At 67.0% G+C, this 17,399-nt stretch carries 19 protein-coding genes; 7 read left to right on the forward strand and 12 right to left on the reverse strand.

Translation table 11 applies throughout. The features are described from left to right. Positions 1–42 precede the first annotated feature (42 nt). Both coaD and rsmD read right to left on the reverse strand, forming a co-directional pair. On the reverse strand, positions 43–546 hold the full coding sequence (gene coaD, locus FBY20_RS15420; protein WP_056558877.1) for a pantetheine-phosphate adenylyltransferase: 504 nt from the start codon (positions 544–546) through the stop codon (positions 43–45). A gap of 18 nt (positions 547–564) precedes the next feature. Next, positions 565–1,170, reverse strand: a complete 606-nt coding sequence (gene rsmD, locus FBY20_RS15425; protein WP_056325409.1) for a 16S rRNA (guanine(966)-N(2))-methyltransferase RsmD — start codon at positions 1,168–1,170, stop codon at positions 565–567. A 325-nt stretch (positions 1,171–1,495) separates the two neighbouring features. On the opposite strand from rsmD, the gene ftsY reads away from it, so the two are divergent. After that, the gene (gene ftsY / locus FBY20_RS15430; protein WP_370458341.1) at positions 1,496–2,725 is read left to right on the forward strand and encodes a signal recognition particle-docking protein FtsY; all 1,230 of its coding nucleotides are present in this window, start codon (positions 1,496–1,498) and stop codon (positions 2,723–2,725) included. A 114-nt stretch (positions 2,726–2,839) separates the two neighbouring features. Here ftsY and FBY20_RS15435 read toward each other — a convergent pair whose 3' ends face one another. From FBY20_RS15435 to FBY20_RS15465, 7 genes are all read right to left on the reverse strand, one after another. Further along, positions 2,840–4,498: a CYTH and CHAD domain-containing protein gene (locus FBY20_RS15435; protein ID WP_142053221.1), complete on the reverse strand. Its 1,659-nt coding sequence runs from the start codon at positions 4,496–4,498 to the stop codon at positions 2,840–2,842. A gap of 247 nt (positions 4,499–4,745) precedes the next feature. After that, positions 4,746–5,570: a phosphonate ABC transporter, permease protein PhnE gene (gene phnE / locus FBY20_RS15440; RefSeq protein WP_142053223.1), complete on the reverse strand. Its 825-nt coding sequence runs from the start codon at positions 5,568–5,570 to the stop codon at positions 4,746–4,748. Next, on the reverse strand, positions 5,567–6,454 hold the full coding sequence (gene phnE / locus FBY20_RS15445; RefSeq protein WP_142053225.1) for a phosphonate ABC transporter, permease protein PhnE: 888 nt from the start codon (positions 6,452–6,454) through the stop codon (positions 5,567–5,569). Before phnE (FBY20_RS15445) ends, phnE (FBY20_RS15440) begins: the two co-directional genes overlap by 4 nt. Continuing rightward, a complete protein-coding gene (phnC, locus tag FBY20_RS15450) occupies positions 6,451–7,221 on the reverse strand; it encodes a phosphonate ABC transporter ATP-binding protein (RefSeq protein WP_142053227.1) in 771 nt (256 codons plus the stop codon). Before phnC ends, phnE (FBY20_RS15445) begins: the two co-directional genes overlap by 4 nt. A gap of 6 nt (positions 7,222–7,227) precedes the next feature. Continuing rightward, on the reverse strand, positions 7,228–8,226 hold the full coding sequence (phnD, locus tag FBY20_RS15455; RefSeq protein WP_056325424.1) for a phosphate/phosphite/phosphonate ABC transporter substrate-binding protein: 999 nt from the start codon (positions 8,224–8,226) through the stop codon (positions 7,228–7,230). Positions 8,227–8,373: 147 nt separating this feature from the next. Further along, positions 8,374–9,186 carry an IclR family transcriptional regulator gene (locus FBY20_RS15460; protein WP_056325427.1) on the reverse strand — a complete coding sequence of 271 codons (813 nt, stop codon included), beginning with the start codon at positions 9,184–9,186 and terminating at the stop codon, positions 8,374–8,376. Positions 9,187–9,198: 12 nt separating this feature from the next. Then, positions 9,199–10,017 (reverse strand): HAD-IIB family hydrolase, encoded by an 819-nt coding sequence (locus tag FBY20_RS15465; protein ID WP_142053229.1) that lies wholly within the window; start codon positions 10,015–10,017, stop codon positions 9,199–9,201. A 149-nt stretch (positions 10,018–10,166) separates the two neighbouring features. Here FBY20_RS15465 and ribBA point away from each other — a divergent pair, with 149 nt between their 5' ends. From ribBA to FBY20_RS15495, 6 genes are all read left to right on the forward strand, one after another. After that, positions 10,167–11,342, forward strand: coding sequence for a bifunctional 3,4-dihydroxy-2-butanone-4-phosphate synthase/GTP cyclohydrolase II (gene ribBA / locus FBY20_RS15470; protein WP_056325432.1), 1,176 nt, complete (start codon positions 10,167–10,169; stop codon positions 11,340–11,342). Between the two features lie 10 nt (positions 11,343–11,352). Next, positions 11,353–11,883, forward strand: a complete 531-nt coding sequence (ribH, locus tag FBY20_RS15475; RefSeq protein WP_056325435.1) for a 6,7-dimethyl-8-ribityllumazine synthase — start codon at positions 11,353–11,355, stop codon at positions 11,881–11,883. Then, positions 11,852–12,361: a transcription antitermination factor NusB gene (nusB, locus tag FBY20_RS15480; protein WP_056325438.1), complete on the forward strand. Its 510-nt coding sequence runs from the start codon at positions 11,852–11,854 to the stop codon at positions 12,359–12,361. Before ribH ends, nusB begins: the two co-directional genes overlap by 32 nt. A gap of 137 nt (positions 12,362–12,498) precedes the next feature. Continuing rightward, entirely contained in the window at positions 12,499–13,464 is a 966-nt protein-coding gene (gene thiL / locus FBY20_RS15485; RefSeq protein ID WP_142053231.1) for a thiamine-phosphate kinase, read from the forward strand. Between the two features lie 63 nt (positions 13,465–13,527). After that, positions 13,528–14,034 carry a phosphatidylglycerophosphatase A gene (locus FBY20_RS15490; RefSeq protein WP_142055976.1) on the forward strand — a complete coding sequence of 169 codons (507 nt, stop codon included), beginning with the start codon at positions 13,528–13,530 and terminating at the stop codon, positions 14,032–14,034. Next, entirely contained in the window at positions 14,031–14,597 is a 567-nt protein-coding gene (locus FBY20_RS15495; RefSeq protein WP_056325445.1) for a CinA family protein, read from the forward strand. The genes FBY20_RS15490 and FBY20_RS15495 overlap by 4 nt, the downstream gene beginning before the upstream one ends. A 104-nt stretch (positions 14,598–14,701) precedes the next feature. Here FBY20_RS15495 and pyrF read toward each other — a convergent pair whose 3' ends face one another. From pyrF to FBY20_RS15510, 3 genes are read right to left on the reverse strand one after another with little or no spacing between them, the layout of a single operon-like run. Then, the gene (gene pyrF / locus FBY20_RS15500) at positions 14,702–15,520 is read right to left on the reverse strand and encodes an orotidine-5'-phosphate decarboxylase (RefSeq protein WP_056325448.1); all 819 of its coding nucleotides are present in this window, start codon (positions 15,518–15,520) and stop codon (positions 14,702–14,704) included. 5 nt (positions 15,521–15,525) lie between these two features. After that, positions 15,526–16,845 carry an NAD(P)/FAD-dependent oxidoreductase gene (locus FBY20_RS15505; protein ID WP_056325451.1) on the reverse strand — a complete coding sequence of 440 codons (1,320 nt, stop codon included), beginning with the start codon at positions 16,843–16,845 and terminating at the stop codon, positions 15,526–15,528. Between the two features lie 49 nt (positions 16,846–16,894). Continuing rightward, positions 16,895–17,293, reverse strand: coding sequence for a diacylglycerol kinase (locus FBY20_RS15510; RefSeq protein WP_142053233.1), 399 nt, complete (start codon positions 17,291–17,293; stop codon positions 16,895–16,897). Positions 17,294–17,399: the final 106 nt, after the last annotated feature.

The raw sequence follows: 17,399 nt of genomic DNA on the forward strand, positions 1-17,399 counted from the left end.
GGCGCCTTCGCGCCCCTTCGGGGATGATGCGGACGGGGCGTCTCAGCCCGGCCAGGACTGTTCGCGGCGTTCCTTGGCCTTTTCCTGGAGCCAGCGCTCGACGGAGGGGAACACGAACTTGCTGACGTCGCCGCCCAGTTGCGCGATTTCGCGGACGATGGTGCCCGAGATGAACTGGTACTGGTCGGACGGCGTCATGAACAGCGTCTCGACGTCGGGCAGCAGATGGCGGTTCATGCCGGCCATCTGGAATTCGTATTCGAAGTCGGACACGGCGCGCAGCCCGCGCACGATGACGCGCCCATTCTGTTCGCGAACAAAATCCTTCAACAGGCCGCCGAAGCTTTGCACTTCCACGTTGGGATAGTGCCCCAGCACTTCGCGCGCGATGTCCACGCGCTCGTCGATGCTGAAGAAGGGCTTCTTGTTGCGGCTAATGGCGATTCCCACCACGACTTTGTCGAAAAGCGTGGCTGCACGGCGAACCAGGTCCTCGTGGCCCCTGGTCAGCGGGTCGAAAGTGCCGGGATAAACAGCGATGATCATGCGAGCTCCGTACCGTTATTAGTGGTCTACACCATCCTCCGAAGCCGGATTATTGATCGATTTGCGCATCGCAGCAAATTCCAAAAGATGGAAGTGGACCGCGCCGGCCTTGTCCTGCCGCAGAATCTGGAATCCTTCGGGGGCTTCGATGGCGGATTCCGCCTCGACATAGACTAGCCCGTGATCGGTCAAAATGCCCGGCAGGATCGGCCACAGGCGCGGCAGCCAGCCCTGTCCAAAGGGCGGATCCAGCAGGATGAGGTCGAACCGCGAGGCATCCATCCGTTCGGCGACCTGCATCGCATCGCCCACATGGATGCGTATCATGTCGGCTTTGAGCTTGTCGCGCAGTGTCCGCAGCGCGGACGCGGCGGTCTTGTCCCGCTCGACCATCTGCACATGCGCCACGCCGCGCGAGGCCGCCTCGAAGCCCAGGGCGCCGCTGCCGGCAAAAAGATCCAGCACCTGCTTGTCGGCGAACTCGCCGCCCCACAGGTGCGTAAGCCAGTTGAACAGCGTCTCGCGGACCCGGTCGGGCGTGGGACGCAGCGTCTCCACGTCGGGCACGGCGATGGGGGTGCGCCTGTATTGGCCCCCGACGATACGAATATACTTGTTACCCATGTTTAGCCGCTTCTTCAAGAAAAAATCCCCTCCGCCCGCCACGCCGGCTCAGCCCGCGTCGCCGCCGGAGGTTGCCGACGCGCCAGTCGCGCCCGCGGAGCCGTCTTCTGCCCCGTCCAGCCCGTCGCCGGCGTCGTCTTCGCCGGAGCTTCGGCCGGAACCTGCGGCGCCGGTCGCCGCGCCGGTCAGCGCGCCTGTGACGGTGCCTGTGACCCCGGCGGTGACCCCGGAGGTAACCCCGCCGGTGGCCCCGCCCGCGGCGCCGCCGGTTCCGGCTGCGCATACGTCTACGCCAGCGCCGTCCGTCTCATCCGCGCCTGCCCCAGTGGCGACGCCCGCGCAGCCTGCGCCGTCCCCGGCACCGGCCGCGCCGTCCCTCACGCGCACCGCACCGGCTTCCGCACCGGTCGCGGCGCCTGCAGCAGCCGCTTCCGCCGCGCCAGCGGTTGAGCCATTCCGCGCACCGCAGCCGCCCGCACCCGTCATCGCGCCCGCACCCGTGGTCCCGGCGCCTGCGCCGGTATCAACGCCTGCGCCTCTGCCGGTATCAGCGCCTGCGCCAGTTTCCACGCCTGCCCCTGTCGCAGCACCCGCACCCGTCGTTGCAGCCGTCCCGGAACCCGCACCTGCCGAAGCGCCCAAGAAAGCCTCCTGGCTGTCGCGCCTGAAGCAAGGCCTGTCGCGCACCGGTCAGAGCATTGGCGGCATCTTCGTCGGCGTGAAGGTCGACGAGAACCTGTTCGAGGAACTCGAATCGGCCCTCATTATGGCCGATGCCGGCCTTGAGGCCACCGAGAAGCTCCTGACCGCGCTGCGCGCGCGCGTCAAGAAGGAACGCATCGAGGACCCGGCCAAGGTGAAGACGGCCCTGCGCCAGTTGCTGGCCGATCACCTGCGCCCGCTGGAGCGCGCGTTCGACCTGAAGCGCACGCAACCGCTGGTGGTGATGATTGCCGGCGTCAACGGCGCGGGCAAGACGACTTCCATCGGCAAGCTGGCGCATACGTTCCAGCGCCAGGGCGCCAGCGTGCTGCTGGCCGCCGGCGACACCTTCCGCGCCGCCGCGCGCGAGCAACTGGTGGAATGGGGCAGCCGCAACAACGTCAGCGTGATTTCGCAGGACGGCGGCGACCCGGCCGCGGTGGCGTTCGACTCGGTCAATGCCGGCCGCGCACGCGGCATGGGCGTGGTGATGGTGGATACCGCCGGCCGCCTGCCCACGCAGCTGCACCTGATGGAAGAACTGAAGAAGATCCGCCGCGTCATCGGCAAGGCGGATGCGTCCGCGCCGCATGAGGTGCTGCTGGTGGTGGATGGCAACACGGGTCAGAACGCGCTGGCGCAGATCCGCGCGTTTGACGCTGCCATCAACCTGACCGGTCTGGTCGTGACCAAGCTGGACGGCACGGCCAAGGGCGGCACGCTGGCCGCCGTTGCCGCGGGCAGCCAGGGCGTGCGTCCGGTGCCGGTGTATTGGATTGGCGTGGGCGAGAGCCTGGAAGACCTGCAGCCCTTCGTGGCGGACGAGTTCGCGGCCGCATTGCTGGCGGATTGAAGCCGTTCATTCGGCGGGCTGAAACGCCCCTCTGAAGGCCCCTGGCGGGACGACGCGCAAGCGCCGTCCCGCAGTCGTTTGCGCGCCCGCCACACGGCAGGCGCGCGATGCGTGTCACTTCCAGAATGGCTTGCTGCGCGCCAGATCATCGAAGGCCTGCTGCGCCTCGATGACCAGTTCGTCCAGGCGCGCACTGATCCAGCCCAGCGCAAACCAGGCCTGCGGATGCGTTGCCGTACACGACTGGTAGTAGTCCTTGGCCATCGCCAGGTCGTTGATTTCGCCCAACACGTCCTGCACGCGGGACAGCAGCTTGCGATAGCCGCGCAGCTTGCTGGCGGGCAGCAGCGATTCGGCGAAAGACAGGCCGTAGCGCAGGCGTTTGCCGCGCTTGCGCAGCTCGTGGCGGGTGGGGATGTCCAGCGAGGCGAAGTGAGTGCCCTGGTCGGCCACCTTGCCGTGCCAACGGTGCAGGCGGCGGGCCAGGAGCTTGTGCAGACGCTGCGGCTGCGGCTCCGGCGTCAGCATCGGGATGATGGTGGGCTTGACGACGGGACCGGCCACGCCGCCTTCCAGCCGGATGGCGGGTTCGGGCGCGGCGTCGCTGGGCGTGCCGTTGGCGATGGTCTGGCCATCCGCTTCCGGCTGGACCGCCGGCACGTCGAGCGACCATTCCAGCAGTTCCAGCAGCCATGCCTGAAACGGCTGGCCGCCCGCAATGGTCTGCGCATCCGCCTCGGGCGGCGCGGCTTCCATCGGGATCACGGGCATGCCGGCGCGCAGCAGCGCGGGGGCGACCGTTTCGTTCAGCACGTCCTGGTCGCGGTTGGCGCCGAACGCCGCAAAGTGGGTGCGCACGCCTTGCAGCAGGGAACCGGGCACCGGCGCGATCCAGCCATCGAACAGCTTCCAGGCCGACCGCAGCCGGCGCACGCCCACGCGCAATTGATGCACGTGTTCGGAATTACCCGCGCGGTACACGCCTTCGGTGTCGACTTCGGCCAGCACCGCGGCATTGCGGCAGATCTGGTCCAGGCATTCGGCCGCAATCGCGCCCATTGCCTGGGACGGCGTCATGTCGTTGCGCAGCTTCACGGCGGCGGCGCCGCGCGGTGCCCAGAACTGGGCGATGGCCTGCGCACGCCGCGCTTCGTGATCATCGCCGGCGGCGGCGTCCACCTCGGCCAGGCGCTGCGCAAGCTGGGCCAGGGCGTCGCCGCGTTCTGACTTGCTGCGCGGATCCAGGATCAGCGCATGCCGCTGCTGCCAGCCGCGCGCGGCGGCGAAGATGGCGGCGGGGCGCCCCGACACCAGTTCGAATTCCAGTTCGGAGATCGGCAGCTCCAGCGCGCCCGCGCGCAGGATGCCGGTGTCGTAGGCCAGCTCCACTGTGCCGTGACGCGTGCGGATCTTGCGCAAAAGGCGCTGCACGTCGGTTTCGTAGCGCAGGCCCAGTTCGCCTTTGATGGCGGATAGCGGGCCTTCCACTTCGGTGCCGGCATAGACCGACAGGTCGAGCACGGGACCGGGGCGCGGATGGTTCATCTCGATGCGCGAGATCGCGTCGGCGCCGGGCATCTTCAGCGTCTGCACCCAGTCGGGCCCTTCCTGGCGCAGCCGGATGGCGATGCGCGCCCGCGCAAGCTCACGCTCTGGCGTGTCGAAATACATGGCATGCAGGCGAAGGCGCGTGGCCTCTCGCTGCTTGACTTCACGCAACACGGCCTGGCGCGAAGCCGTGGGCACGTGCAGTTTCAATTCCTGTTCCGACATGGCAGCGGGTGTCCAACGGCAAAAGCCGAGATCTTAATCAAGGCGCGGGTGCGATTTGATGACCGGTCATATTTTGTTCACATGGAGGATAGACGTGATCGCGCCGCAAAAACAAGGCGGCTGATCAAGGACGTTGACGCGCTTTTGCGTTGCTTGCGAACAGAAAGGAACCCGCCAATAGAAAACGCCGCCCCACAGGGGGCGGCGAAGGAGCGCTGTCAGGGGAAACCGACAAGCGTAAAGCAGGCTACAGGATGCGTTTGCGCGCCTGCGTGATGATGACTTCGGCCAGGACAACGACCACGAAGATGGCGGCCAGCACCAGGGCAACGCGGTCCCACTGGAACAGGTTCAGCGCGGTGTCCAGCGCCATGCCGATGCCGCCGGCGCCCACCAGGCCCAGCACCGCGGATTCGCGCACGTTGATGTCCCAGCGCAGCAGCACGATGGACCAGAACGCCGGGCGGATCTGCGGCCAGTAGGCATACCAGATCACCGATGCCTTGCTGGCGCCCGTGGCCGTGACGGCTTCGATGGGGCCGCGCTGCGCTTCTTCGATGGCTTCGCCGACCAGCTTGCCGACAAAGCCGATCGAGCGGAAGGCGATGGCCAGCGTGCCGGCCAGTGCGCCCGGTCCGAAGATGGCGATGAACAGCAGCGCCCAGACCAGCGAATTGACCGACCGGCTGGACACCAGGATCAGGCGGGCCAGCATGTTGATGGTCTTGCTGGGCGTGAGGTTGTTGGCCGCCAGCAGGCCCACCGGCACGGCCATGAACACCGACAGGATGGTGCCAAGCGTGGCGATGTGCAGCGTTTCGATCAGTGCCGCGTGCACGCCATCCGGGTAGTAGGCCCAGTCGATCGGCCACATCCGGCGAAAGAGATCGGCCATCTGCTCCGGCGCGTCATACAGGAACTCCGGAATGATCTCCACGCCGCGGATCGCTTGCACGACGGCTGCCACCAGCAGCAGGTACAGCGCAAAGCGCAGCAGGCGCTGGCCCATGCTGTAGCGTTGCCAGACACGCGGCTGGCCAGCGGGGTTCAAGGGGGAAACGTGGGCGGTCATTCGTCCACCTCCGCCTTGCGCGCCGCTGCCGGCTTGCTGGTGCCCAGGCCCCGCGCGCCGGCGAAGCGGCTTTGCAGGATGCGGTCGAAACCCAGGTTGTCCAGGAACACCGCCCGCACGAAGCCAGCCAGGATTTCGCCCAGCATGATGATCGCGATCAGGGTCAGCAGGATCGCGCTGACGAAGTCGTAATCGAAACGCTGGAAGGCCGAGAACAACGTGCCGCCCACGCCGCCCGCGCCCACGATCCCCACCATGGTGGAGTTGCGCAGGTTGGAGTCGAATTGGTAGGTGGCAAAGCCGATGAAGCGGGCGAACACCTGCGGCAGCACGCCAAAGACGATGACGTTGGAGAACGACGCGCCGGTGGCGCGCACGGCCTCGACCTGCTTGAGCGAGATTTCCTCGATAGCCTCGGTGAAGAGCTTGCCGATGAAGCCGATGGACGCGACGGTCAGCGCCAGGATGCCTGCCAGCGCGCCAAAGCCCACGGCCTTGACGAACAGGATGGCGACGATGACCGGGTGCAGCGCACGGCACAACGCGACGATCGACCGCGCGGGCCACGAGATCCACGCGGGCATCAGGTTGCGTGCGCCCAAAAGGCCCACGGGCAGGGCAAGAAAGATGCCCAGCATTGAGGCCAGGACCGCGATTTCAAGACTTTCCGCGATGCCCTTCCACAAGGTGGCGGGCTTCTCGAAATTGGGCGGGAACATGCGCGCGAGGAACGTCGAGGCGTGCCCCATGCCGGCCTCGAAACGCGACCAGCTGAAGTCGAGCTGCGTGGCCGCATAGACCGTGTAGAGCACCAGCAGCAGCAAGCCCAGCTTGGCGCGTCCGGACATGGCGAAGGGGCGGATGGCGCCCCGGGGTTGCGTCATTCCAGCCAAGACTCGCCTCCGTAGATGGTCTTGAGCATGGTGGCGTCCAGGCCCTGTCCGTTGCCGTCATAGACCACGTGGCCGCCCGACATGCCGACGATGCGCGTGGCATAGCGGCGGGCCAGTTCGACGTCGTGGATGTTGACGATGACGGGGATGCCCGTGGCGCTGCCCTGCGCGGACAGCAGCTCCATGATTTCGACGGAGGTCTTGGGGTCGAGCGACGACGTCGGTTCGTCGGCCAGCAACACCTGCGGGCGCTGCATCAGCGCGCGGGCGATGCCCACGCGTTGGCGCTGGCCGCCCGACAGCGCATCGGCGCGCTGGTCGGCAAACCCGGCAAGGCCCACGGTATCGAGCAGCTTGTAGGCGTGCTCGATGTCCTCGGGCTCGAAGCGGCGCATCCAGGCCTTCATGGCCGAGGTATAGCCCAGCCGGCCGGTCAGCAGGTTTTCCATCACCGTCAGGCGTTCGACCAGGTTGTATTCCTGGAACACCATGCCGATGCGGCGGCGCGCGCGGCGCAGCGACGCGCCGCGCACTTTCGCCAGATCGACGGTGCCGTCTTCGGACTGCAGGATGATCTCGCCCTTGGTGGGTTCGATCAGCCGGTTGATGCAGCGCAGGAGCGTGCTTTTACCGGTGCCCGACGGCCCGATGATGGCGGTAAGCCCCTGTCCGGCGATCTGCAGGTCAATGCCGTTCAGTACCGGCCGGCCGGCCCGGTATTCCTTGACCAGGCCGGAAATGCGTAGCGACGTCGTCATGCTGGATTACTTCTTGCTCTTGGCGGATTCGCGGTCGTAGGCCGCGCGGTTGAAGCTTTCGCCACCGGACTCGGCGACCTGGCGGACGATGGCCCAGTCCTTCTGGTACGTCACCGGATAGAAGCGGTCGGCGTTGTCAAAGGCCTTTGACATCTCCGGCGGGAAGCGGTAGTCGTAGAAGCACTTGAGCATCTGGTCGCGGAACTTCGGCTCCAGGTCGTGCGCGTAGGCGAACGACGAGGTTGGGAATTTCTCGCTGGTGTAGATGATGCGGAAATCGGCTTCCTTGACCTGGCCGCGTTCGACCATGCGCTTGAAGACGTCGGACGCGACGGCCGCGGCGTCGTAGTCGCCGGAGTTCACGCCCATGACCGATTGGTCGTGCTTGCCCGAGAAGATGACCTTGTAGTCCTTGTCGGGCGTCAGGCCTTCCTTGGGGAACAGGGCAACGGGCGCCATGTGGCCGGAGTTCGACGAGGGGGCGGTGTGCGCGAGCTTCTTGCCCTTCAGGTCGGTCAGCTTCTGGTAGGGGCTGTCCTTCTTGACGATGACGATCAGGTTGTAGCCCTGGAAGCCGTCGGCGTAGCCCTTGACCGCGAACGGCACGGCGCCCGCGATGTTCACGGCGAAGGCGGTGGGGCCGGTCGAGAAGCCGCCGACGTGCAGGCGGCCCGAGCGCATGGCTTCGATTTCAGCCGCATTGCTCTGCACTTGATAGAACACGACGCGCTTGCCCGTGCACTCGGACAGGTGCTTGGTGAAGGGCTTGAAGATGTCTTCGTACACGGCCGGGTCTTCCACGGGCGTGTACGTGAACACCAGCGTGGAAGGCGTCTTGAGCTTGGACGGATCGGTCGGCGTGTCGGCCACCAGGTCCTTGTTCGAGTCGCAGTACATCTGGTCCAGGTCGCCGCGGTTGGAGCAGGTGTCGGCGGCCTGGGCGGCGGAAGCTCCAAAAGCGAATGCGGCCAGCGCGGCCGCCTGCATAAGACGCAAGGCTTGCATCGTGTGTCTCCTCGTATGGGTATTAATTGAATGTTTGCTGAATTCAAACACACAACCGGGGACGGCACACTCGGGAAAGTCCCTGCCTTTCTTTTCGTCTTTTGTTCGTTTTGTTCGCTTTGTTTTCGTTTTTGCGCGAAAGCGCGCTCAGCCGCGGAAGCCCAATTTGCGGGAGATTTCCTGCGCGCAGGCCAGCAACGGCCGGGCGATCGCGCCGTCCCACGACACGTCGAACAGGCCCGTGGGGCCTAGGCTGGTCAGCGCCAGCACGATGCTGCCCGTGTTGTCGAAGACCGGCACGGACAGCGCGTCCACGCCCGGCAGCGGATTGCCCAGCGCGCGGGCCATGCCGTGCACGCGAATATCCGCCAATTGCGCGTCGATGTTGGCGCGCGAGGCCTTGCGCGGGGGCGGCACGCTGGCGATGACGGCGGTGTCGCCTTCCTCGCGCGCGATGTAGTGTTCGCTGACCTTCGGGGGCAGCCAGGCCGCAAACACCAACCCGGTGGCGGTGTGCAGCATGGACATCACCGTGCCCTTGCGCATGTTCACGTGGACCGGATAGCTGGCTTCGGTCATGTGGATCATGGTGGGACCGTGCGAGCCCAGCACCGCGATGCCCAGCGTGTGGCCGATCTCGGATTGCAGCTTGGCGATCTCGGGCATGGCCACGCGCACGGGATCCAGGCGCTGCAGGCTGACCAGCCCCATCTGCAGGGCAAAGGGGCCCAGTTCGTACTGGCCGGTGGTGGCGTCCTGCTGCACCAGTCCGACGCGGATGAAGCTGACCAGATAAGGATGCGCCTTGGCGGAGGTCATGCCCGCGCCCGCCGCGAGATCGCGCAGGGTCAGGGGCTTGCCGGCATCGACCAGGGCGGCCAGCAGCGGCACGCCCACTTCGATGGACTGGATGCTGCGGCGGCCGTCATTGGCGGGCGCCGCGGTCTTGGAAGTTGCCACGGTGTGCTGACCTCAGGCCGGCTGGACTTGGGAGGGTTGGCGCGCGGCGAGCAGCCGGTCGGCCATTTCGACGAAACCGCCGCCGCCATGGAAGGCGGCCACGAAGGCGGGGCGGTGCGTCAGGCGATGCAGTTGGGCCTGGATGTTGGCCACGCCGACCGAGATCGGGAAGTAGGCGAACATCGGCTCGTCGTTGGGCGAATCGCCAATGAACAGCGTGCTGTCCAGCGCGTCCGCCACGTCCTCGCCGAACTCGCGCTGGAACATGGTGCGCGTCATCGTGAGCTTGTCGTAGTCGCCGAACCAGCCATTGACGTGGATGGAGCTGACCTTGGCCTGCGCGCCGGCCTCCTGAAAGATCTGGACGATGCGGCTGATGGCGGCGTCGGGCAGGGCGGGCACGTCTTCGCAGAAATCGATGGCCAGGTCGGCCACGCGATAGTCCTGGTCGCTGGCGACGGCGCTGCCGGGCACCTCGGCCAGGACGCGGTCGCGGATGGCGTCCAGCCGCTTGCGGCTTTCCTGGCGTGAGGCTGCGTCGGTCCAGTAATGCGTGGTCATGCGGCGGGCCTTGCGGTCGTAGGCGTAGTAGAACGCGCCGTTCTCGCCGACCACGGCGCGCACGGGCCACATGCGCGCGATGTGGTCGCACCAGCCGGCGGGGCGGCCGGTGATGGGCACGACCTGGATGCCGGCCTGTTCCAGGCGTTCAAGCGCGGCGTACGCGTCGGCCGGCAGGCGGCCTTCGGTGGTCAGCGTGTCGTCGATGTCGGTCAGGACGACGCGGACGGCTGCCGCGACGTTCAAAGGCATGGCCGCAAGGGCTTGCATGAGGTTTTTCCTTCGTTTTTCTGGGGGGATCTCCGGGCGAAAGTTTAACCGGACGGCCCCATCCGGACGGGCCCTCCAGACACGAATAGGGGTTCGGCCCGCAGGGGCGGTAAAATCCGGGCTTTCCCGCCTGGTTTACGCGTCACGCCATGTCCGTCCAGTTGTCCTCCCTGCCCGGCTCCGAGCCGGAATCCTTCGGCATCGCTTCGGTTGCCGAGATCATCGCCGAGCTGCGCGCCGGCCGCATCGTCATCCTGGTTGACGAAGAAGACCGCGAAAACGAGGGCGACCTCGTCATGGCCGCCGAATTCGTCACGCCCGAAGCCATCAACTTCATGGTCACCCACGGCCGCGGCCTGGTGTGCCTGACCCTGACCGAAGAACGCTGCCGCCAGCTCGAGCTGCCCATGATGGCCGCCCGCAACGGCACGCGTTACGGCACCAATTTCACGCAATCGATCGAAGCCGCCGTGGGCGTCGAGACCGGCATCTCGGCCGCCGACCGCGCCCGCACCATCCAGGTGGCGGTGGCGCGCGACGCCAAGCCGGCCGACCTGGTCCAGCCCGGCCACATCTTCCCCGTGCGTGCCGTGCCCGGCGGCGTGCTGGTGCGCGCCGGCCACACCGAGGCCGGCTGCGACCTGACCGCCATGGCGGGCCTGACGCCTGCCGCCGTGATCTGCGAAATTCTCAAGCCCGACGGCACCATGGCCCGCCTGCCGGACCTGGTCGAATTCGCGCGCCAGCACGGCCTGAAGATCGGCACCATCGCCGATCTGATTCAGTACCGCAGCGAGCACGAGTCCATCGTCAAGCGCGTGGGCAAGCGCACCATGCAAACGGCCTGGGGCACGTTCGAGGCCGTGGCCTACGAAGACGCCGCCACCGGCTCCGCCCACTTGGCGCTGGTGCATGGTAATGTGACTCCCGACGCCGAGACGCTGGTGCGCGTGCACGAGCCCGCGTCCGTGCTGGATGTGCTGGATACCGGCGCAAGTCCGCATAGCTGGGGCGTGGCCCAGGCGCTCGAGGCCATCGCCGCCGCCCCGGCCGGCGTGCTGGTGCTGATGAACTGCCAGTCTTCCACGGAACACCTGTTTGGCCAGATTGCAGGCTGGAACGACCCGAAGGCCCAGGCCAATTCCGCCAACGCCGACCGCTTCGGCCTGCGCACTTACGGGATCGGCGCCCAGATTCTGCGCGACCTGAACGTGGGTCAAATGAGGCTCCTGGCCCGGCCGCGCAAGATGCCCAGCATGGCGGGCTTCTCGCTCACCATTACGGGTTACGATTGCGACCCGCAGAACACTCCCGCAACACACTGAAGGCCGACACATGAACCCTTACATCCTTACCCCCGACCTGAACGGCGAAGGGCTGCACATCGGCATCGTACGCGCCCGCTTCAACGAAGAAGTCGGCCAGGCCGAACTCGAAGCGTGCCTGAAGGAACTGGCCGAACTGGGCGTGGACGAGCGCGACGTGATGGTCGCCACCGTGCCCGGCGCGCTGGAACTGGGCGTGGCCCTGTCCCACATGGCCGAAACGTTTGAATTCGACGCCCTGATCGCGCTGGGCGCGGTCATCCGCGGCGAAACCTATCACTTTGAAGTGGTCAGCAATGAAATGGCCACGGCAATCACCCGCATCTCCCTCGAAACCGGCATCCCCGTCGCGAACGGCGTGCTGACCGTCGACACCGACGAGCAGGCGCAAGCCCGCGCCGCCGGCAAGGGTCGCGATTGCGCCCAGGTGGCCGTCGAAATGGCCAACCTGGTGGCAGCGCTGGAACCCGAGGAAGAAGACGAAGACGAAGACGACGAGGACGAAGATTTTGACGACGAAGAAGACGACGACCAGCGCTGATAGCGCGGCGCAGGCCCGCGCCAATGCGCGCAGCGCGCGCCGCCGTGCGCGCGAATTCGCGCTGCAAGGCGTGTACGCGTGGCTGCTGCGCGGCGGCGAAGGCACGCAGGACGCCGGCGAGATCGACGCCCATCTGCGCGACACCGAGGACTTTTCCGAGGCCGATGCGCAGTGGTTCAAGACCTTGCTGCACGGCGTGCTGCGCGAAGCGCCCGCGCTGCGCGAACGCTTCACGCCCTACGTCGACCGTCCGCTGGCCGAGTTGTCGCCCGTTGAGCACGGCATCCTGCTGATCGGCAGCTTCGAGCTGATCCATCACGTCGAAGTGCCGTACAAGGTCGCCATCAACGAAGCCGTGGAACTGGCCAAGTCGTTCGGCGGCACCGATGGCTTCAAGTTCGTCAACGGCGTGCTCGACAAGCTGGCTGCCGATGTCCGCGCGCACGAGGTCCAGGCCGCGGCGCAGCAACGGCGATAGCGAGCCCCCCCGCAGCGCTTTGCGCCTCCTCCCGAGGGGGCGCCGCTGCGGACCGGCGGAGCCCGGATCACGGCCACGCCGCGTGGCACCCGTTAGAGTGCGACGGCGATTCTTGAACGCCGCATAGTGGAGGCGCGGTGGCGTCCGAATTTGATCTGATTGCGCGCTATTTCACGCGTGCCGCGCCTGCCGGCGTCTTGGGCGTTGGCGACGACTGCGCGCTCTTTCCTGTTCCTCCCGGTGAACAGGTGGCCACCAGCACGGATCTGCTGCTGGAAGGCCGGCATTTCTTTCCCGACGTAGACCCGAAATCGCTGGGCCACAAGGCGCTGGCGGTGAACCTATCCGACCTCGCGGCCATGGGCGCGCGCCCGATCGGCTGCGTGCTCGGGCTGGCGTTGCCGCGCCTGGACGAGCCTTGGCTGGCGGCGTTTGCCGAAGGGTTTCACGCACTGGCGGCGGCCCACGGCTGCCCGCTAGTCGGCGGAGACACCACGCGCAGCGCGCACGACCTGGCGATCAGCGTGACCGTGTTTGGTGCGGTGCCCCCCGGTCAGGCGCTGCGCCGCGACGGCGCGCGAAGCGGCGACGATATCTGGGTGTCCGGCGAATTGGGGGCGGCCGACGTGGCCTACCGGCTGCTCGACGGGCAATACCCGGCTAATGCCGCGCTGCTGGCCGCCACGCGCGTCGCGTTAGAGTGGCCCGAGCCGCAAGTGGGGCTGGGCATGGCGCTGCGCGGCATCGCGAATGCAGCCATCGATCTTTCCGACGGCTTGGTGCAGGACCTGGGCCACATCCTGGCCGCCAGCCGCGTCGGCGCCTGCCTGCGGTTCGCAGACCTGCCGATGGCACCCGCGCTGGCGGGCCTGGACGCGGCGCCGCTGCAACGCGCCCTGCTGGGCGGGGGCGATGTCTATCAGCTGTGTTTCACCGCGCCGCCGTCCCGGCGCGACGCTGTGCTGGCGGCAGCCCGCAGGGCCGGCGCCCGCGTGACCCGGGTGGGCGAGATCCTGCCGCAGCCGGGCATCGCCGTTCTGGACTCCCACGGCCAGCCGCTTGCCGAGCTGCCCGCCGGCTTCGATCACTTCCCCGCGGACTGATCCGCGGCTTCCTTTTTACAGACCCTTCCCCCCATGTCTTCCGCTGATAAGCACTCCACCTCCATGCGCGACCGCCGCCGCGCCGCGTATCCGGCGCTCTCCTGGGTCTGCCGCGATCCGGGCCGGCTGATTGCGTTTGGCTTTGGCAGCGGACTGATCCGTCCGGCCTCGGGCACGTGGGGCACGCTGCTTGCTTGGGCCATCTGGCTGGCGGCGGCGCCTGCGGCGTCGGACCTGGCCATCGGCGTGTTCCTGGCGGTGGCATTTCTGTACGGATGCTGGGCCTGCCATCGCGTCGGCCGAGAACTCCAGCAGCCGGATCATGTCGGAATGGTCTGGGACGAGATGGTGGCGTTCTGGCTGGTGCTGTGGCTTACGCCGGCCGGCTGGTTGTCGCAGGCGCTGGCGTTCGTGCTGTTCCGCACGTTCGACATCGTCAAGCCGCCACCCATCAAGTTCTTCGACGCCCATATCAAGGGCGGTTTCGGAGTCATGTGGGACGATATCGTGGCCGCCGGTTATGCCTTGCTGGTAATGGCGCTGGTGGCCCGCACAGGAGTCTTGGGATGAACGATCAGCATGAAGGCGCGCGGACCAACATGACGGCCGCGCAGTTGTCGGAAGCGACGATCCTCGGCCTGTCCGAGCGGCTGGGCGATGTGCTGCGCCAGCAGGGGTGGATGCTTGGCACCGCCGAATCCTGCACGGGCGGCCTGCTGGCAGGCGCCGTCACCGCGGTGGCCGGTTCCAGCGAATGGTTCGAGCGCGGCTTCGTCACTTACAGCAACGACGCCAAGGTTACCGAACTGGAGGTGTCGCCCGAAACGCTGCATCACTTTGGCGCAGTCAGCGAGCCCGTGGCGCTGGAGATGGCAAACGGGGTGCTGCTTGCCGTGCCCAACGCACACGTGGCCATGTCGACCACCGGCATCGCCGGACCGGGCGGCGCCACGCCGGGCAAGCCGGTGGGCATGGTGTGCTTTGGCTTTGCCATGCGGGTGGGCGACGGCATCAGCAGCCGTGCGGTGACGCACGTGTTCCAGGGCGACCGGGGGCAGGTGCGCCAGGCGGCGGTGGAGTTTGCGCTGCGGGCCGTGTTGGAATTCGCGGGTGCGCCGATCAACCGGCGATGAATCCCGACCCGAAACGCCCGCGCTGAACTTGCGGGCGGTGATATGAAAAAAGCCGCTGCACCGCGCGTTTGCGCACGGTGCAGCGGCTTTTGCGCAATGTGGCGTCAGCGCACCGCGTTGATCGCGTCGCGCAGGCCCTTGGCGGCCTCGGCGGCGGCTTGGCGCCAGTCGTCGCCTCCGCTGGCGTAGATGATGGCGCGCGACGAGTTGATCATCATGCCGTTGCGCGCTGCGTTGGCGCCGGCGTTGACCGTTGCCGTGATGTCGCCGCCCTGGGCGCCGATGCCCGGCACCAGCAGCGGCAGGGCGTCGCCGATGCGCTGGCGCACCGCAGCCAGTTCGTTGGGGAACGTGGCGCCCACCACCAGGCCGCACTGGCCATTGGCATTCCATTTGTCAGCCACCAGCCCCGCCACGTGCAGGTACAGGGGCTCGCCGTTGTCCATCTTCAGGAATTGCAGGTCCGAGCCGCCCGGGTTGGAGGTGCGGCACAGGACGATCACGCCGCGGTCGCGCCACGCCAGGTAGGGCTCGACCGAGTCCAGTCCCATGTACGGGCTGACGGTGAGGGCGTGGGCCTGGTAGCGCTCGTAGGCTTCGCGGGCGTAGTTTTCGGCGGTCGAGCCGATGTCGCCGCGCTTGGCGTCCAGCACGATGGGCAGGTCGGGGTGCTTGTCGCGGATGTGCTGGCACAGCGCTTCCAGCTGGTCTTCGGCGCGGTGCGCGGCAAAGTACGCGATCTGCGGCTTGAAGCTGCAGGCGTATGGCGCGGTGGCGTCGACGATGTCGCGGCAGAACTGGAAGATGGCGTCCGGCTTGTCCTGCAATTCGCGCGGGAAGCGCTGCGGGTCGGGATCCAGCCCGACTTGCAGGAGCGAGTTGCTGGTGGTCCAGGCGTGTTCGAGTTTTTGCAGGAAATTCATGGGATTCAGTGCAGTTTGACCCGCGGGCGCGTGCGCCGCATGAGCAGGCGAGCCAGGGCGAGGGAGACGGTACGCGAGGCGCCCAGCACCGCGCGGTGGTGCATCAGGTGCAGGCTCATGTACATCAGGCGCGCCAGTGTACCGCTTACGAACAGTCCCCGTCCGGCAAGCTTGCCCATCAGGCTGCCCACCCCGGCGTCCTGGCCCAGCGACACCAGCGATCCGTGGTCCTGGTAGACGTAGGGGGCGGTGGGCTCGGGGTTATTGCGCAGCCGGGCCGTCAGCTTCTTGGTCAGGTAATCGGCCTGCTGGTGCGCGGCCTGGGCGCGGGCGGGCACGGTACGGCCGTCACGCCACGGCGCCGCGCAGCAGTCGCCCAGCGCCAGAATGTGCGGATCGGGCGTTTCGAGCCGCTCGTTGACTTCGATCTGCCCCAGCTTGTTCAGCGGCAATCCCAGGTCTGCCAAGAGCGCCGGGCCCTTGATGCCGGCGGCCCACATGCACAACTGCGCGGGAAACTCGCGGCCGTCGGCGGTGCGCACGGTGTTGTCCGTCACTTCGGACACACGGCATGAGGTCTCGACGCGGATGCCCAGTTCGGTCAGGCGCTTGGTCGCCGCCACCGAGATCTTCTCGGGCAGCGCGGACAGGATGCGCGGCGCGCCTTCGACCAGCGTGATCGCCAGGTCGCGGTCGGCGCGGAAGTTCGGCAGGCCATAGGCGCTGACGACGTGGCTGGCTTCGGTCAGTTCGACCGCCAGTTCGACGCCGGTGGCGCCGCCGCCCACGATCACCAGATCCAGCCGCGCGGACGGGTTGCGCACCTTGGCCTGGTCCACCAGCGCCATGGCCTTGAGCATGGTCAGGCGGAATTGCTCGGCGTTTTCGGTGGTGTCCAGCGTGACCGCATGTTCAGCCGCGCCCGGCGTGTTGAAGAAGTTGGAGGTGCTGCCCAGCGCCAGCACCAGCGTGTCGTACGCCAGTTCGCGGCGGGGCAGGACTTCCTGGCCCTGCGCGTCATTGACGGCGTCCACGGTGATGAGACGGCGTTCGCGGTCGACGCTTTCAAGCCGGCCCTGGGCGAACGAGAAGCCGTCCATGTGGGCCAGCATCAGGTAGGACAGGCCTTCCTGGTGAATATCCAGCGTGCCCGCCGCCGCTTCATGCAGCGAAGGCTTCCAGATGTGAAAAGGGCGGCTGTCGACCAGGGTGATGTATTGGCGGCCGTGGATCCGGCCCAGTTTGGCGGCCAGTTCAAGGCCGCCTGCGCCACCGCCGACGATGACGATGCGCTTGGAGGGTGCTGACGTCGATTGAGGCATCATGGCTCCCAGTATAAATAGAGTCGCATCCCCGTCGCGATGCGAACCCGTATCAGTGCATGACGAAACGGCTGATGGCCACTCCCATCCAGACCGTTCCGGCAAAAATAAGCAGCAGCATCACCGCCGCGCTGCCCAGGTCCTTGGCTCGCCCCAAGAGGGGGTGGCGTTCGACCGACAACGCATCGGCAAGCGCTTCGATGGCGGAATTGAGCAGTTCCGCCGCCAGCACCATGACCACCACGCCCACCAGGAAGAACACCTCGACCGTGGTGCGGCCCAGAAAGAATGCCGCTGGAATCATCAGCACGGCCAGCGCCAGTTCCTGGCGGAAGGCCGCCTCGTATTTGACGGCCGCCTTCAGGCCCTGCCAGGAATAGCGCAGCGCGTTGAGGATACGGCGCGCGCCGCCGGTGCTCTTGAAGGGCGAGTGTTGCGGATCGTGGGTCATGGAATCGGATGAAAGCCGTGGTGGCCGCTTTTTAACAGATAAGGGTTGCCCGCGTGGCACATCGCACGCGGATGGGCAAACCCTAATTGTGACCCAGCGTCGGGAG

Source organism: Achromobacter sp. SLBN-14 (assembly GCF_006715415.1).
GTDB lineage: Bacteria > Pseudomonadota > Gammaproteobacteria > Burkholderiales > Burkholderiaceae_B > Achromobacter > Achromobacter mucicolens.

What these genes read in the sequence shown, in the direction of transcription:
- coaD (WP_056558877.1), bottom strand. Translation starts at nt 546, where the DNA reads ATGATCATCGCTGTTTATCCCGGCACTTTCGACCCGCTGACCAGGGGC.
- rsmD (WP_056325409.1), bottom strand. Translation starts at nt 1,170, where the DNA reads ATGGGTAACAAGTATATTCGTATCGTCGGGGGCCAATACAGGCGCACC.
- FBY20_RS15435 (WP_142053221.1), bottom strand. Translation starts at nt 4,498, where the DNA reads ATGTCGGAACAGGAATTGAAACTGCACGTGCCCACGGCTTCGCGCCAG.
- phnE (WP_142053223.1), bottom strand. Translation starts at nt 5,570, where the DNA reads ATGACCGCCCACGTTTCCCCCTTGAACCCCGCTGGCCAGCCGCGTGTC.
- phnE (WP_142053225.1), bottom strand. Translation starts at nt 6,454, where the DNA reads ATGACGCAACCCCGGGGCGCCATCCGCCCCTTCGCCATGTCCGGACGC.
- phnC (WP_142053227.1), bottom strand. Translation starts at nt 7,221, where the DNA reads ATGACGACGTCGCTACGCATTTCCGGCCTGGTCAAGGAATACCGGGCC.
- phnD (WP_056325424.1), bottom strand. Translation starts at nt 8,226, where the DNA reads ATGCAAGCCTTGCGTCTTATGCAGGCGGCCGCGCTGGCCGCATTCGCT.
- FBY20_RS15465 (WP_142053229.1), bottom strand. Translation starts at nt 10,017, where the DNA reads ATGCAAGCCCTTGCGGCCATGCCTTTGAACGTCGCGGCAGCCGTCCGC.
- ribBA (WP_056325432.1), top strand. Translation starts at nt 10,167, where the DNA reads ATGTCCGTCCAGTTGTCCTCCCTGCCCGGCTCCGAGCCGGAATCCTTC.
- ribH (WP_056325435.1), top strand. Translation starts at nt 11,353, where the DNA reads ATGAACCCTTACATCCTTACCCCCGACCTGAACGGCGAAGGGCTGCAC.
- FBY20_RS15490 (WP_142055976.1), top strand. Translation starts at nt 13,528, where the DNA reads ATGCGCGACCGCCGCCGCGCCGCGTATCCGGCGCTCTCCTGGGTCTGC.
- FBY20_RS15495 (WP_056325445.1), top strand. Translation starts at nt 14,031, where the DNA reads ATGAACGATCAGCATGAAGGCGCGCGGACCAACATGACGGCCGCGCAG.
- pyrF (WP_056325448.1), bottom strand. Translation starts at nt 15,520, where the DNA reads ATGAATTTCCTGCAAAAACTCGAACACGCCTGGACCACCAGCAACTCG.
- FBY20_RS15505 (WP_056325451.1), bottom strand. Translation starts at nt 16,845, where the DNA reads ATGATGCCTCAATCGACGTCAGCACCCTCCAAGCGCATCGTCATCGTC.
- FBY20_RS15510 (WP_142053233.1), bottom strand. Translation starts at nt 17,293, where the DNA reads ATGACCCACGATCCGCAACACTCGCCCTTCAAGAGCACCGGCGGCGCG.